14 protein-coding genes are annotated in these 16934 nt (G+C 40.2%); 3 read left to right on the top strand and 11 right to left on the bottom strand.

Going from position 1 to position 16934, the window contains the following annotated elements; all coding sequences use genetic code 11:
* Nucleotides 1-12 precede the first annotated feature (12 nt).
* From I9192_RS16450 to I9192_RS16460, 3 genes are read right to left on the bottom strand one after another with little or no spacing between them, the layout of a single operon-like run.
* A complete protein-coding gene (locus tag I9192_RS16450) occupies nt 13-966 on the bottom strand; it encodes an alpha/beta hydrolase (RefSeq protein WP_005033189.1) in 954 nt (317 codons plus the stop codon).
* On the bottom strand, nt 963-2618 hold the full coding sequence (locus tag I9192_RS16455; RefSeq protein WP_142952384.1) for a BCCT family transporter: 1656 nt from the start codon (nt 2616-2618) through the stop codon (nt 963-965). Before I9192_RS16455 ends, I9192_RS16450 begins: the two co-directional genes overlap by 4 nt.
* 37 nt (nt 2619-2655) lie before the next feature.
* Nucleotides 2656-3768, bottom strand: coding sequence for a tartrate dehydrogenase (locus tag I9192_RS16460; RefSeq protein ID WP_005033195.1), 1113 nt, complete (start codon nt 3766-3768; stop codon nt 2656-2658).
* A gap of 100 nt (nt 3769-3868) precedes the next feature.
* Here I9192_RS16460 and I9192_RS16465 point away from each other — a divergent pair, with 100 nt between their 5' ends.
* Complete coding sequence (locus I9192_RS16465) at nt 3869-4849, top strand: LysR family transcriptional regulator (RefSeq protein ID WP_004829585.1); 981 nt, start codon at nt 3869-3871, stop codon at nt 4847-4849.
* 78 nt (nt 4850-4927) lie between these two features.
* Nucleotides 4928-5761, top strand: coding sequence for a DMT family transporter (locus tag I9192_RS16470; RefSeq protein WP_005033197.1), 834 nt, complete (start codon nt 4928-4930; stop codon nt 5759-5761).
* Nucleotides 5762-5882: 121 nt separating this feature from the next.
* Here I9192_RS16470 and I9192_RS16475 read toward each other — a convergent pair whose 3' ends face one another.
* From I9192_RS16475 to I9192_RS16510, 8 genes are all read right to left on the bottom strand, one after another.
* A complete protein-coding gene (locus I9192_RS16475; protein ID WP_005033200.1) occupies nt 5883-7067 on the bottom strand; it encodes a TonB-dependent receptor in 1185 nt (394 codons plus the stop codon).
* Between the two features lie 394 nt (nt 7068-7461).
* Entirely contained in the window at nt 7462-7947 is a 486-nt protein-coding gene (locus tag I9192_RS16480; RefSeq protein WP_010590958.1) for a DUF4189 domain-containing protein, read from the bottom strand.
* Nucleotides 7948-8489: 542 nt separating this feature from the next.
* The gene (locus I9192_RS16485; protein ID WP_005033205.1) at nt 8490-9548 is read right to left on the bottom strand and encodes a 2,3-butanediol dehydrogenase; all 1059 of its coding nucleotides are present in this window, start codon (nt 9546-9548) and stop codon (nt 8490-8492) included.
* 122 nt (nt 9549-9670) lie between these two features.
* A complete protein-coding gene (locus I9192_RS16490; protein ID WP_005033207.1) occupies nt 9671-10456 on the bottom strand; it encodes an acetoin reductase in 786 nt (261 codons plus the stop codon).
* Between the two features lie 11 nt (nt 10457-10467).
* Nucleotides 10468-11868 carry a dihydrolipoyl dehydrogenase gene (lpdA, locus tag I9192_RS16495; protein WP_005033210.1) on the bottom strand — a complete coding sequence of 467 codons (1401 nt, stop codon included), beginning with the start codon at nt 11866-11868 and terminating at the stop codon, nt 10468-10470.
* A gap of 10 nt (nt 11869-11878) precedes the next feature.
* On the bottom strand, nt 11879-13444 hold the full coding sequence (locus I9192_RS16500; RefSeq protein ID WP_005033212.1) for a 2-oxo acid dehydrogenase subunit E2: 1566 nt from the start codon (nt 13442-13444) through the stop codon (nt 11879-11881).
* Between the two features lies 1 nt (nt 13445).
* Entirely contained in the window at nt 13446-14465 is a 1020-nt protein-coding gene (locus tag I9192_RS16505) for an alpha-ketoacid dehydrogenase subunit beta (protein WP_004829597.1), read from the bottom strand.
* Nucleotides 14466-14480: 15 nt separating this feature from the next.
* The gene (locus tag I9192_RS16510; protein ID WP_004829598.1) at nt 14481-15443 is read right to left on the bottom strand and encodes a thiamine pyrophosphate-dependent dehydrogenase E1 component subunit alpha; all 963 of its coding nucleotides are present in this window, start codon (nt 15441-15443) and stop codon (nt 14481-14483) included.
* Nucleotides 15444-15803: 360 nt separating this feature from the next.
* Between I9192_RS16510 and lipA the strand changes: the two genes are divergently transcribed.
* Nucleotides 15804-16796, top strand: coding sequence for a lipoyl synthase (lipA, locus tag I9192_RS16515; RefSeq protein ID WP_139420353.1), 993 nt, complete (start codon nt 15804-15806; stop codon nt 16794-16796).
* Nucleotides 16797-16934: the final 138 nt, after the last annotated feature.

Below are 16934 nucleotides of genomic sequence, written 5' to 3' on the forward strand. Positions count from 1 at the left end.
CTGATGCCCAAATCAATTGAGCATTTGCTTTATTGAACTCAGCATCTGCTGATATAAATCCTGTACGACTGGGCAATCACGAACTAAGCGTAGACTGCCATGTAGCAATCCCTTTCCAAGATAAAATTCCGTTTCGATATTGGCTTGTTTTAAGCTGTCAGCAAAAATACGTCCTTCATCACTTAAAGGGTCATACTCTGCTACAGCAATAAAACTCGCTGGCATACCAGAAAAATCCTGAGCGAACAACGGCGATAAACGTAAGTCTTGCCAATCATTTTCATTGGGTGCATAAGCTGTTAAGTAATAACGCATGTCTACTACGCTCAGTAACGGTGCTTGTCGATGCCGCAGGCAAGATTCGCTATCAAACTGGGTGGTTAGACTTGGATAAATCAGTACAAGACCACATGCTTGATTTGCCGTATGTTGTAACTGAACTGCCAGTGACGCCGCTAAATTACCACCTGCACTATCTCCTGCTAATACGATTTGATCTGGATTAATACTCCATTCAATCGCATGTTGTTTAAGCCAGAGGTAAACCGTTTCACAGTCTTCATAAGCTGCTGGAAAGTGATATTCAGGCGCTAATCGGTAATCGATACTCAGTACCACAACATTGAGATCACGACACAGATAACGGGTGATAAATTCATGTGAATCTAAATTTCCCACCATCCAACCACCGCCATGAATATAAACAACGCATGACCACCCTTTTTCTGGTGCTTCACCAAGTGGGTAATACAATCGAACATTCACTGGATGCGTGATATGCGGTACGACTCTATCTTCAATATTGACTGTGCCATCTCTTGGCAAAGTGTAGTGTAAACACATCGCATCATAGGCAGCACGTATTGAATCAATATCCTGATCCGCAGGTGAATAAATACTGCTCCAATATACTAAGCTTTGCATTTCTTCACTTAATTCATAGTTCATGTTCGATTGTGCTGTCATGACAATTCCTTTTGACTTGCCTTATCTGCAATCGGCTCAATGGCAACATCAATATGCATATGCTTATTGGCTTCTGTATGATCCAATGATTGCAATTCATTAAAGCTACTTTGCTCAATCAGATGTGATGGAATCTTTGAATAATCCTCAATCAACCATTTCACTAAGCCATACGTCTGTATCAGAATAATCACGATAAAAGGCAAGGCGGTCACAATCGTTGCCGTTTTCATAGTGTCTAAAGGTGCTTTAGAAAAAATCATCGCAATGGGTACCAAGGTCAGCATCAAGCACCAGAATAACCGAGCATTTGGTGATGGATCTTGTCCTTCACTTAAGCCACGTGTACAGGTTGCCGAGACGGCATAACCAACCGCATCCATATGCGCTGCAAGGAAAATCACCATAATGCCGAGGAAGATCCACATCATCAGCTTGCCTGCTGGTAAAAGACCCAACAGTTGACTGATCGCAACTTCACCGCCTTGCTGACTCAAGACTTGGGGAACATTCACCATGCCATGAATAAAGTTATATACACTGTAGTTTTCAAATACACCGAAGATGAACCATAAACCAACGCTACCACCTATCACCATGGCAAGAATCACTTCTTTAATGGTGCGTCCTTTTGAAACTCGGGTAACAAAAAGTGCGACACCCGGTGCATAAGAAATCCACCACAACCAATAGAAAACCGTCCATTCACGGGTGAACTTTCCATCGCCCATCGGGTCTGTAAATAAACTCATATCAACAAAGTTGGTTGCCATAAGACCAAAACTCATCAATGAATTATTCATAATGAATTGGGTCGGTCCAAAGCACAGGACATAGATTGCGAACAGTACCACACCCAGACAAACCATATGGCTGAGACGCTGCATCCCTTTGTCCATACCGACATAAGAACTCAAGGCAAATAAAATCGATACCGCAAAAATGATGACGACCTTGGTCATAAAGGTATTTGGAATACCGGTTAGCTGCGACAAAATATTGGTAAAGGTCACTGCGGTCAGTACCAATGAAATGGTTAAGGCACCAAACATACACAGCAAGAACATTAAATCAACCAAACGTCCAACGGGTCCTGTTGACTTAAACCCTGTGACCGCCTCTATCATCGAAGCCAAGCTCAAGCCTTTATTCTTTCTCACATGATAGCTATAGCACAGTGAAATAGACGCAAGTGCATAGATCGACCATGCGCTTAAACCAGAGTGAAAGAATGAATATGCCACACTGTATTTGAGTGCTTCGGCAGATTCGGGTGCTAAATTTAAGCCCGGGGTTTGGTAATAATATGCCCAGTCCAAAAAGCCCCAATACAATGTCGAAGAACCAATGCCCGATAAAATGAACATAAAAATCCACGACATGGTGCTGTATTCAGGTTTTCCCTCTCCCAACTTGATTTTGCCGTATTTACTAAATGCCAAACCAAAGGTAAAAATAATTGATAAAAAAGCAAATAAAAGCACCGGTGTGGTAAATACCGAAGTCGTCCAGTGCATCCATTTAGAAGCCAATTCTATTGATTCAGATGAGTAGATCGCTAAACCAGCCACCGAAATAAATACAACGGCAAGACTGGTTATAGCTAAGGTCTTATCTGTATAGAGTTTTGTATTTTGATTATCCATATCTATTCAATCCATCTTGGATTTTGATCATTCCATATGGTGGTTATTCCATAGCGAATAAATCCATTTTCTCGTGAGTTACAAATGATGCAATGGCATCTCCAACTTGATAAGTTTTTGCAGTTCCGCCAACATCCGGCGTTTTAGGTCCATGAACCAAGATATGTTCAATCGCCTGCATAATGTCTTGCCCTGCCTGAATCACCTGTTCATCCCCATCTGCCAAGAAATCCAACATCATGGCACCTGACCAAATTGCAGCGATCGGGTTGGCAATTTGCTGACCAAAAATATCTGGAGCAGAACCATGTACAGGCTCAAACAATGACGGGAACTTACGTTCAGGATTGAGATTTGCAGATGCTGCTAAACCAATCGTTCCTGTACAAGCAGGTCCCAAATCAGACAAAATATCGCCAAACAAATTCGATGCAACCACTACATCAAAACGTTCAGGCTGTAGTACAAATCGGGCAGCTAAAATATCAACATGTTGTTTATCTGCTTTGATTTGCGGATATTGTTTTGCCATTTCATCCACACGTTCGTCCCAATATGGCATGCTGACAGCAATTCCATTGGACTTGGTTGCAGCTGTGATCTTTTGAGCATCACGTTGACTGGCAAATTCAAATGCATATTTCAAAATGCGATCTACCCCATGACGAGTAAATACCGCTTCCTGTAATACGAACTCTCGATCAGTGCCTTCAAAAGCTTTGCCACCTATTGCGGAATATTCGCCTTCACTGTTTTCACGCACCACATAAAAATCAATATCACCTGGCTGTTTACCTGCAAGTGGGCATTTCACCCCTGGCATTAATCGAACTGGGCGTAAATTCACATATTGATCAAAACGACGGCGGAACTGCAGCAATGAGCCCCAAAGTGAAATATGATCGGGTACTTTTTCAGGCCAACCTACAGCACCAAAGAAGATTGCATCATATTGCTGTAAAACCTCAAACCAGTTATCCGGCATCATTTTGCCGTGTTCAAGGTAATAATCGCAGCTTGCCCAATCAAAGGTATCCATTTGAAGTTCAATACCATATTTATCAGCTGCTGCCTTTACAACCTTGATTCCTTCTGGTAGAACTTCTAAACCAATCCCATCACCTGCAATCGTGGCAACTTTATACTTTTTTGCCATAACGCTCCCTTACACCTTTGGTTAATATCCTTAGATGTAAACATGCTGTTTTCAGCAAAAATGATCAATAAGAAAACTATCACCCCAATGGACACGGATCGTGAATAATCTACCTAACCTATCGGATTTAAAGGTTTTTTGCACAGTCGCAAAACGTAAGAGTTTTGTCGATTCTGCGGATGAGCTTGGCGTTTCGCCTGCTTTTATTAGTAAGCGGATCAACATTTTAGAGACCAATTTAAATTGTAAATTGTTTCATAGAAGTACACGCCATGTCAGTTTGACGGAAGATGGCAAACTTATACTCGATCGTGTTGCGCATATTTTGGACGAGTTTGATGAGATTAGTGAACTGGTCAATAACCCATTAAGTACGCCAACAGGACATCTGGATATTGTCAGCAGCTTTGGGTTTGGTCGAAAACATGTGGCGCCCATCTTGTCAAAACTGATGACCATGTATCCAAAACTGGAGATACAGTTTGATACCATTGATAATACTAAGGATCTGATTCAACACAGTATTGATTTGGATATTCGTATTGGTAACGAAATTGCACCCAATATGATTGCAAAAAAACTGGTGCCTAATTTTCGAATTTTTTGTGCTGCACCCAGTTATATCCTTAAAAATGGTGCGCCTGAAAATTTAGAAGATTTACGGCATCATGACTGCTTAACCATTAGTGAGCGTGATCAATCCTCTGTATTATGGAAATTACGTCACGCATCAGAAGATATGTCGGTACATGTTACACCGCGCTTTATTTCAAACAATGGGGAAATTATTCATCAGCTTGCTGTAGAAGGTCACGGGATTATTTTACGTTCAATTTGGGATGTTGCCGATGAATTGATTAGTGGACAGTTACAACACATTCTTCCAGAATATTGGCAAGATGCAGATGTATGGGCAGTCTATCCATCACGTTTGAAAAGTTCATCCAAATTACAAACCTGTATTTTGTTTATTCAAAATGAATTATTGAATCGTTTGCAACATATCCAAAACCTATCACGAGGACAGTTGATTCAACCTGTAGAATCTGTTCAACACAGCGCTGAGAAGGTATTTTTATAGGTATGCTTAGATTTTTGTTTTTTTAAATATCATCAATCATCAGCTTGATAAAACTGATGATCTACTGACGCTTAAACTATGAGCACAACGATATTTGGTCTAATTTTACTGGCAGCAGTATTTCATGCAACATGGAATGCGATTGTCAAAGCGGGCTCAAATAAGTTCTTAACCACCGTACTGGTTACTACATCAGCAGCAGTTTTAGCCATGCTATTGCTGCCCTTTTTTCCGATGCCCAACAGTGCAAGCTGGGTTTATATTTTAGCATCTACAGTGATACAAATTGTCTATTTTGGTATGGTCGCAAAAATCTATCATATCGCAGACATGGGACTGACCTACCCGTTAATGCGAGGTACTGCACCGCTTATCGTTGCTGTTTTAGGGACATTGTTGCTGGATGAAAAGCTCGAATTCTATGCATGGCTTGGTATCATCACGATTTCCATCGGCATTTTATCCATGATCTTCGCTGCACCTAAAAAGGGACGAAAAGGGATTGGTTTAGCCTTGTTAAATACAATCTTGATTGCGAGTTATACCTTGGTGGATGGACATGGGATTCGCCTTTCTGGATCAGCTATTTCTTATATCTTATGGAGTTTTGTACTTTCTGGACTGATTTTTTTTATTTTTGCCTTAAAAATGCAGTATCGACAGATGGGGAATTATTTCCGTTTAAATTGGCATCTTGGTTTAATCGGTGGAATCGGTTCATTTTTCTCTTATGGTCTCGCCTTGTGGGCAATGACACTCGCACCTGTTGCCATCGTTGCCGCATTGCGTGAAACTTCAATTTTATTTGCGACTTTAATTGCGATTTTCATTTTAAAAGAACGTGCTACGATCACCCGAATTCTATCATCCTGTATTATTTTAATCGGTGCACTAATTTTGAGAGTTAGCTAACGCTTGATCACCAACAGCTCATTCCCAAATAGGCATCAATTAAACATCACTCTCTTTAAACCTCAGTTCAATTAAAAAGCCAGCTTATTTGGATAAAGCTGGCCCAATGGTCATGCTTTGTTTAGAAATAATAGCCTAGTGATAAATAAAACAATTTATTCCACTGATTACTTTCTCCCTGTGCAAGACCGTTTGCACCGCCTCCAGTCATCGGATCATTGCGACTCCAAATATATTCGCCCTGAATGCCAATTGCTTTGTAGTTAAAATACACCCCAGCGGTGAGTCGATCTGAATCTTGGTAACCTGTTTGATCTTTAAAGTAGCGACTATAAGCCAAATAAGGTTTTATATTCTCCAACTGATGAAAAGGCTGTGCCAATGTATAATTAATTTCATTAGACATAAACTTGCCTTTATTTGCCACTTGGTATGGATAATCGAAGGCTCCCATAGTCGAACTATTTGGTAGCAAATTGTCCGCATTGTTAATATTTTGCTCACCTGCCAAAAATAGCCATTGCCATGCTTGGTAGTTCAAGGTGTTAAATACAGCCCATGTACGACGATGTCCATCTTGTTGAGTTCGGTTGTTTTCCAATTCTGAATACCAATATGAACCACCGATTTCAGTCGAAAAGTTTTGTGATTTGTCCAAATCAAACTTTCTAGACAAACGTGTGATCCACATATTTTTTTCTTCAATATCTGTACCCTGACTTAAATCATCTGCTTGAACAAAATTGCCACTGTATCGACTTGCATCTTTGGATGTGCCTGTATAATTTCCACCATCAGTAGGATAGAAACCTAAATTAAAATTGTATTGATCATTTTTAAATTGATATTTTAGCCCTAGATTTTGTATGTCTTCAAAACCCACAGTGTTCAGCAATGTTTCATAATAACTATTGCCCCATAATCGACCAAAACCAAAATCTACAGATTGAAACCCGACAGACAAACGCTGCTGATCTGAAAACTTATAGCCTGCCCATGCATCTTTTAAAAACCAAGCATCACATAAACGACTGTATTGATAACAGCGAACATCCATCGAAGCGATCCAATTGGGGTTTTCATAACTCAAAACAGCTTTAATATCTGCAAGTTGCCAATCCTGATTTTTAGAGCCCTCATTTGCCTCGACAACATAATCTTTGTACATATAGCGTGTTCGAATTGCGCCTGTGAGTTTCAGTTCCCCTGATTCTGTTTTAGGATCGCCTATACTTAAATCAGCTGCTAAAACAGGCATATTCGCTAACATACCCATTGATCCCAAAATTAAGAGTGCCTTCTTCATTATTCTACTTCCTTGTTTATCCTGCTAAGAAAATGAACAAATTCAACAAGACAAACAATGCTGAAACTATGTCGTCAGCATTTACAAAGTGTGTTTAATTTATGCTAATTATATTTAAATCATGCAAAATACTTTATTTTTTTAAATGAATATTCAAGTTATAAGTCGATATTTAAACAAAAATTACAATATTGAAAGATGTGTACCAAGGATGATCATCTTGTTTATCAACCCAGATCATATTTTAAGGTTTTATAATTTTAATAGAAAAATACTGTATAAGCTGACAATGCACATAAGATTCTAAAAATACTGATTTTGAACTTTTTGATCAGTTTTCAGTTTTTATATTTCTGGCTTTGTCAGTCTCTTTAAAAAAAAATACATTTTAGTATTACATGATGCCGCTACAGCGCTCGTAAACGACCTCACATTGATCTTTTCTAAAACCGTCACGTTGGCATTGTGATAACACACTCTCACGTCCAAATTTCTTTCTAAATGTATGATCTCTACCCGTGACTTGTCCATATAATTTGGTTGTGCCCTTCGCTTGACCGACGGTAGCGCATTGGGTTTCTTGGTAAGTAAACCAAACCTCACAGTGCGTTCCACCCTTTTCCTGACAGTCTTTTACAGCTTTTGCACGGAGATCTCCACGGAATACTTTAGCGAAAGAATGTCCAACTACCCCATTACTGCCTGAAGCAATTGCTCCGACAACAGCATAAGTGTAATAAGTTGGCGCTTGATAGCCACCCCCTCCACCACCGTAATTAGGAATTGGTGCGCATCCCATGACACCCTGCCCACCCACTGGATACATACCCTGAGGACAATTACCTTCAGCCCACGCCAAATGGCTTAAACTGCTGAACATTAATAGGCTGCATATCGACAGTAAATACTTTATTTTTTGATTCAAGAATATCCACATAAGCTTCCCTCTTTTTTCATTTTAAGCATGAGCATTTTCACCCAAGATTATTTTTTGTTCAATAAATATCATGATTATTTACTTGAAATATTGACTTAAAATAATTTAAAAATTCATATTAATTTTTGATAATTAATGTCTTTTAATCATATTTAAAAAAATAATTTCATAAAAATTTTAGCTTTTTTATTTAAAATTTATTTAATTTTAAATTCATAATTATGGAAATATACGCACAATTTCTCTCATATTTTATCTCAATCTGATGAATCAAATCTCACTTAACCATTTAAGTCATTTTGCTTTTTACACCATTCATCACTTTTATAAACTGGTTTCAAAGCATCATTCAACAAATAAAAGCCCATCATCCTTTATCTTCTCCCAAAGGGAGAAGACCGTTTTAATATCTATAGGATTGATAGCTGATCATTACAGTTTGATTGTTCAAAGACGCTGTTGTCTATTCAAGTGCTTTTACCCCTTTAAGGATGTACAATAATTTTTACCGCAGATTCATTGTTATGAATCAAAGTTTCAAATCCTTGCGATACCAAATCATCTAAAGCAATGCGTTGAGTGATAAATGGTTCTAGATTAATTTTACCTTGCTCAACCAAACGTATGGTTTCTTGATGATCGTTGACATAAGCAATCGTGCCACGAATATCCAATTCTTTCATCACCACACTATGCACATTAATAGTGGCAGGATGACTCCAAATTGACACGATCACCACCACACCTGTAGGCTTCATGGCTGCAACCAAAGTATCCATGACTTTATTGACGCTACTACATTCAAATGCAACATCTACGCCTTTATCTTGAGTCAGTTTCATCACTTCTGCCACCACATCCACTTGTGATGGATCAAGCACATAGTCCACAACACCTGCTTCTAAAGCTTTTTCTTTACGTTTAGCGCTCAGTTCAGTGATGATGACTGTTAAACCTTTGGCTTTTAAAATTGCAGAAAGTAATAATCCTATGGGACCAGCACCACCGACCAAAGCAATATCACCAGCCTTTGCCCCACTTCGCACAAAAGCATGATGCCCTACAGATAAAGGTTCTATCAGTGCAGCTTGATCCAATGGAATTTTGTCAGAAATCGGATGAACCCAGCGTCGTTGTACAGCGATCTTTTCCGATAAACCACCACCCCGTCCACCTAAACCAATAAAGTTCATATTTTTTGACAAGTGATAATGATCATTGGGGCCCGTGGGTACATCATCTGCAATGATATAAGGTTCGACCACAACATGCTGCCCCACCTGAATATCCTCTACTCCCTCACCGACCGCATAGACCACACCTGAAAATTCATGCCCCATGGTCACAGGTGCAGATTCGCCAGAAATTGGATGCGGATGCCCACAAGGTGGGATAAAGATCGGACCTTCCATAAACTCATGTAAATCTGTACCACAAATGCCGCACCATGCGACTTGTATCCCCACAGTTCCGGGAAGGACTTGAGGTTCTGGAATATCCTCAATACGAATATCCCCTTTGTCATAAAAACGTGCCGCTTTCATAGAACTATTCCTTATAAAGATAATAGAAAACTTAACCAAGACATCGCCACTATCTGCATCTCATGCTTTGTTTATGTCGTTCTAACCGATCACCCAATACATCATTGAAATGTCCTCAGACTCTAACGATAAACCATGCCACCGTCAGTCAAAATTGATTGACCAGTAATATAATTTGCATCCTCACTTGCCAAAAAGGCAACCAAAGCAGCCACATCATCTGGGGTTTCAGCTCGACCTAAAGCAATGCCATCAACATATTTCTTATAAGTTTCACCTACAGATGCGCCTGTGATTTCAGCAAAGCGTTGGTCAATTTCGACCCACATATCAGTTCCCACGACTCCCGGACAATAACTGTTGACCGTAATACCTGCACTGGCATACTCCTTGGCAGCAGCTTGTGTCAATGCTCTAACAGCAAACTTCGTTGCAGAATAGACACCCAACAAAGCAAAACCTTCATGCCCTGCAATCGAGCAGGCATTGATAATTTTTCCCTGCTGTTGTCGTTGTTTAAATTTATTCGCTGCGGCTTGAATTCCCCAAAGTACACCACCCACATTGACATTCATGATTTGGTTAAACTCGCTGGGTGTAACTTCAGCTAAAGCTTTAACCTGCGCAATGCCAGCATTATTGATCATGATATCAAAACCATTTAAAGATGATTCTGTATGCGCAATAGCTTCACTAATCTGTATTGGATCAGCAATATCGGCAATAAATGTGGTGGCCTTTACACCCAATGCTTCAATTTCTTGTTGCACAGCATTTAACTTTTCTTGATGAAGATCCACCAGTGCAATATGTACGCCTTCTTGTGCCAAACGTAAGGCAATGCCTCGTCCTATTCCTTGTCCTGCACCTGTAATCAGTGCAACTTTGTTGTTTAAACCTTTAGGCATATTGTGACTCCTTAGATATGGATTGCACGTTGCATTGCCGATAAGACCGACTCATGCATCGCCTCAGATAAAGTAGGATGTGGGAAAATTACTTGCGCTAGACTTTCATCTGTAGCTTCTAAATATTTGGCAATAGCAAAGCCTTGAATATGTTCAGTAACTTCGTGCCCAACCATGTGTGCGCCCAACAACTCACCCGTTTCTTGATTAAAAATGGTTTTAACAAAGCCTGCCGTTTTACCCAACGCCAATGCCTTACCATTGGCTTGCAATGGAAACTTACCGACATGGATATTCAATCCTGTTGCTTTGGCTTTCTGTTCAGTCAAACCGATACTCGCCACTTGCGGATGGGTAAAGATACAACCAGGGATTTGAGTACGATCTAGTGCATGTACATGTTCAAGACCTGCAATTTTTTCCACACATAAAATAGCTTCATGACTAGCTTTATGTGCCAAACACGGTGCACCAGCAACATCACCGATTGCATAAACACCAGCAACATTGGTTTTGCACCATGGATCGACTTTGATAAAACCATGTTCAAACTCCATCCCCAGTGCTTCTAAACCTAAATGCTGTGTATTCGGTTGAACACCTATTGCTGAAAGCACCTTTTCGACAGTCACAACTTGCACCCCTTGTACAGTTTCAATATGGCAATGTACCAAGTCATGATCCCGTTCGATTTTTTGTACAGCAGCTTCTGTTAAAACCCTCATTCCTTGCTGTTCAAATTGCTTTTGTACATATTGAGCAACCTCAAGGTCTTCGCTGGGTAAAATCTGTTTGGCTATATCCACCAAAGTCACTTGACAGCCCAAGTCTTGATATAAGCTTGCAAACTCACTTCCAATTGCCCCAGAACCAATCACCAATAAGGATTGAGGTAATTGTGTAGGAACTAAGGCTTCTCGATAACTCCACACCTGCTCACCATCTACAGGGATATGCGCTAAGTTGGCGGCTTTAGCACCTGTTGCGACAATAATATGTGGTGCTGAAATCTGTTGTTTTTGTCCCTGCGTATCAGTCAGCTCTAACTGTTGTTTGGCAGTGAATCGTGCAGTTGCATTAAAAACTGTCACTTGATTTTTCTTCAACAACTGTCCAATACCCTGCACCAATTGCTCTGAAACTTGTCTGCTATGTCGAACCAATTGCTGAATATCAAACTCAACTGCACCCAAACGAAAACCAAATTGCTCCGAATGTTTAAACTGTTGCGCCAATCCTGCTCCACTTAACAATGCTTTCGTGGGAATACACCCCCAATTGAGGCAAATCCCACCCAAATGTTGTTTTTCAACAATTGCGGTTTTTAAGCCCAGCTGTGCTGCACGAATCGCAGCAACATAACCACCTGGACCTGCACCAATCACGATAAGATCAAATTGTGTCTCTGACATATTTAATCTCCTACACTAAAATCAATGCAGGATTTTCAACAAACTGCTTAAATGCTGCCAAGAATTGCGCCCCCAATGCACCATCAATCACACGGTGATCACAAGACAAGGTTGCGGTAACCATTTGACGAATCACAATCGAGTCTTGTTCAATGACCGCACGTTTTTCTGCTGCACCTAACGCCAATATTGCACCCTGAGGTGGATTGATAATGGCATCGAATTGCTGAATGCCGAGCATGCCTAAATTAGAAATACTGAAACTCCCCCCCTGAAATTCATCAGGCGCTAATTTTCCAGTTTTGGCACGTGTCGCCAAATCACGCATTGCATTTGAAATTTGTGCCAAAGACTTACTATCGGCCGCTTTAATAATCGGTGTGATTAATCCATTCTCGATCGCCACTGCAACTGAAATATCGGCTTGTGCAAACTGTAAAATCTGTTGATTCTTTTCATCATATTGTACGTTGACTTGCGGTACTTTCATCAAAGCAGCGGCAGCAGCTTTAATCAGCATATCGTTAATCGACAACTTCACTTGGGGGACAGTGCTATTGATTTGCTGGCGTAACGCTTGGATTGCTTCAACATTGAGATCTACAGTTAAACGGAAATGTGGTGCATTACGTTTTGCTTCCTGTAATCGTGATGCAATGGCTTTACGCATACCGTTCATGGCAATTGTGGTAGGTTTTGCTGATTGCGTTATATTGTCCTGATCGCATTTTTGTGTCTGTACAGGGTTTTCACGCTGATAAACGGCTTCTACATCTTCTTTACAGACTCGACCTCTGGTGCCTGATGCGCGACAATCATGCAGATTTATGCCCCATTGTTTAGCTAAACGGCGTGCAACAGGTGTTGCTAACACTAGACTGTCATCTGCTTTAGATTTCGCTGCTTTAGCACTGGCTTGCTGGCGAATATCTGGCCATGAGCCTCCAGCAGCTTGAACGGCTTGTTGAATATCATGGACACTGATACGCCCTTGTCGTCCTGTACCAGTAATTTTTGCCAAATTGACCTGATGCTTTTCAGCCAATTTCAAAGCATGCGGTGTCGCAAAAATCTCTTCACGCTGTTGATAACCTTGCAATACGACGGGAATTGAATAACCACCTTGAGCAATAGATTTCTGAGTATTTACAGCATTATTCTGTTCAGTCAAATTATTCGGTTGAGTCACAGTAGCGACTGTTGTTTCAACCTGAGTCGCAGATACTTTTTCTGATATTCTTTCTGATGCATTTGTATGGGATTGCTTTTCACTGACTGTCGATGTGCCCGTTAAAGATTGGGCAAAAGCATCAATTTCTGCATCTGAAACTTGTGAATCAGCACAAATCGCAATTAATCCGCCCACCAGCAAAGTATCGCCTGCTTTGGCAATGATTTTACGCAAAGTACTATCAAAGGGCGCTTCAAGCACGTTGACGATTTTGGTGGTTTCAATTTCACAAATTTCTTGTCCTTTGCTAAATGGCGTCCCCTCTTCAATCAGCCATTGCGCAATCGTCCCCTCTTCCATGGACAAACCCCATTTTGGGATTTCTAAAGTTTTGATTTCGCTCATCCTAAGCCTCCAACGTTTTACGTACAGCCTGTTCGATACGCTCTACACTTGGTAACCATTCTTTTTCCAAAACGGGTGAGAAAGGTACAGGAGAATGTGGTGGTGTCACCAACTCAATCGGTGCTTTCAAATAATGAAAACCTTTTTGCGCGATCAATGCAGCAACATCATGCCCAAAACCACAGCGCGCAGCCGACTCGTCCACAATGACCACACGACCTGTAGACGCGACTGACTCTAAAATCCCATCCTCATCCAAAGGTGAAATCGTACGTGGATCAACGACTTCAACAGAAATGCCTTCTTTTGCTAATTTATCAGCAACCTCATTGGCGCGATGTACCATTAAACTCAACGCAATAATGGTAATATCCGTCCCTTCACGTGTGTAGTTGGCTACACCAAATGGAATGCTATATGACTCGTCTGGCACTTCTCCCTTGATGTCATAAAGCAACTTATGTTCACAGAAAACCACTGGATCATCATCCCGAATGGCTTGAATCAGCAAGCCTTTCACATCATAAGCACTGGATGGTACAACCACTTTTAAACCCGGCACAGCGGCAAACACGTTGTAAGGTGATTGTGAATGTTGAGCAGCCGCAGAAAAACCTGCTCCGATCATGCCTCTTACCACTAAGGGTGCTTTGGCTTTTCCACCAAACATATAACGGAATTTAGCGGCTTGGTTATATAACATGTCATGACAAACGCCATAGAAATCCATAAACATCAGATCTGCTACAGGGCGTAAACCTGTTGCTGCGGCACCTGCTGCCATTCCAATAATGGCTGACTCAGTGATTGGCGTATCAATTACACGTTCTGAACCAAACTCAGTCCATAAACCTTTGGTGACACCCAACACACCACCAAAACCTTCAAGCTTATTGTCATCTGTGTTTTTGCCACCATGACCACCACGTACGTCTTCACCTACCACAATCACCGTGGGATCACGACGCATTTCTGATTCAATCGCTTCTTTAATCGCGTTTCGATAACTTTTATTTGGCATTGTTTTACTATTCCTTTAGTAAGAGACGTAAACGTCAGTGAGAAGTTGAGAAGCTTCTGGATAATTGGCTGCACGTGCTTTTGCTACCGCTGCATCCACATTGGCTTTTGACTCTGCATCAATCGCATCCAGTTTGGCGTCCTCTATTTTCCCTTTGACTTTTTCACGAAAAATTTTCAGTGGATCTTTATGCTCTTTGACATAATCAAGTTCTTCTTTTGAACGAATTAAGCCAGGATCACCTTCAAAGTGCCCGTAAAAACGATTGGTAATGGTTTCGATCACACTCGGACCTTCGCCACGACGTGCACGCTCAATGGCTTTTTGAGCGACTTCATAAACAGCAAAGAAATCTGTACCATCAACTTTTTCAGCAGGCATGCCAAAAGCAGCTGCACGACCCGCAATATCCTTGCTACCAACGGCATAGTCATGTGCTGTGCCTTCACCAAAACCATTGTTTTCAAAAACAAAAATAACAGGTAATTTTAAGACCACTGCCATATTCATGGCTTCAAAAGTTAAACCTTGGTTAGAGCCTCCATCACCTGTAAAAGACAAACCGATTCCACCTGTTTTTAAAGTTTTAGCAGTCAAAGCTGCACCAATTGCCAAAGGAGGTCCTCCGCCCACAATACCATTGGCGCCAAGCATGCCTTTGTCTAAGTCAGCAATATGCATTGAACCGCCCTTACCTCGACAAAGTCCGTCATCCTTACCGAAAATTTCCAACATCATCCCGTGGATATCGCATCCTTTGGCAATACAATGCCCATGCCCACGATGTGTTGAGGTAATAAAATCTTTGTCCGTCAAGTTTTCACATATTCCAACGGCTACAGCTTCTTCACCACTGTAAAGATGAATAAAGCCGGGAATATCACCTGTATTGTTTTCATCGTGCAGTCGATCCTCAAACTCACGAATATCTCGCATCCGTCGGTATGCTGCTAGCAATTGCTCTTCCGTTAATTGCATATCCTTAATCCTTAATGTTCACATTTAGAATAAAAAACCAGATATTTAAAATAAATATTGGTATTTAAAACCTGTATATTTATATAAAATTATTTTAATAAAAATTAATATTAGACTAAAAAAATATTCATTTTAAAAAAGCACTAAAAATATTAAAAACAACTATTTATGAGTCAAAAAATATTTGTAATTTTTTATAATTTTCAAAAACTTAAAAAACCAAACCTTTAACCAACCTTTATTTTATAATATTAATATTTTGCTTCAATTTATTCACAGTTAAAATATTTTAAATATAATTGACACATAGAATAAAAGTGTCATTTTATATTCATTATTTTATTTAATGGACTATTTAAAATGGATTTAAAACGTTCAATCACCACAGGTGAAAAGTTACGAGGTGCTGATAAGCTGGCACGTATTCCAGTCAAAATCATCAGTACTGAACAAATTCCACAGAAACCAGAATGGATTCGTGCCAAAATCAGCCATCCAGAAGAAATACAACGCATTAAAGACTTATTACGCCAACAAAAGTTGCATACTGTCTGCGAAGAAGCCGCTTGTCCCAACCTACCGCAATGCTTCGGAGGTGGAACAGCAACATTTATGATTATGGGAGACATCTGTACACGCCGATGTCCTTTTTGTGATGTTGCGCATGGTCGCCCAAATACTTTAGATCCTGATGAACCTAAACATTTGGCGGAAACTGTTAAAAACTTAAATTTGAAATATGTGGTGATTACCTCTGTAGATCGAGATGATCTTAAAGATGGTGGCGCGCAACATTTTGTCGACTGTATTCAAGAAATTCGCCAAAGTAGCCCAGATACATTGATTGAAATTTTAGTTCCTGACTTTCGTGGCAGGCTAGATCTTGCACTTGAAATTCTCAGTGAAACACCACCAGATGTATTTAATCATAATATTGAAACTGTACCACGCTTATATCGGGCAATGCGTCCAGGCTCTGACTATCAACATTCTCTTGAGTTGCTTAAAAAGTTTAAACATTTGCGTCCTGATATTGCGACTAAATGTGGTTTGATGGTGGGATTGGGCGAGGTAGAAGCAGAAGTCATTGTTCTACTCAATGATCTCAGTGATCATTTGGTTGATTACGTGACGATTGGTCAGTATTTACAGCCGTCAAAGTCCCATGCCCCCATTCACCGTTTTGTATCGTTGAAAGAGTTTGAACATTATCAGACACATGGACAATTATTGGGATTTAAAAATATCTGGAGTGCACCTATGGTACGTTCGAGTTACTTTGCCGATCGTCAATATAAAGGCGAGCCTGTTCCTCAGCCATTTAAACGTGAAAATATCTTAAAAAGTGGCTAAAACTCAGTATCTTTGATCAAAGTTGAATAGCTTTGGAAGGGTAACTTTATTTAACATTTATGCGCAGAAAACTCATTTTAAATTGAGCTCTGACATTTTAAAGTAGATGTAGATCAAGACAAAAATACCCGAATTTTA

This window comes from Acinetobacter bereziniae, from assembly GCF_016576965.1.
GTDB lineage: Bacteria > Pseudomonadota > Gammaproteobacteria > Pseudomonadales > Moraxellaceae > Acinetobacter > Acinetobacter bereziniae.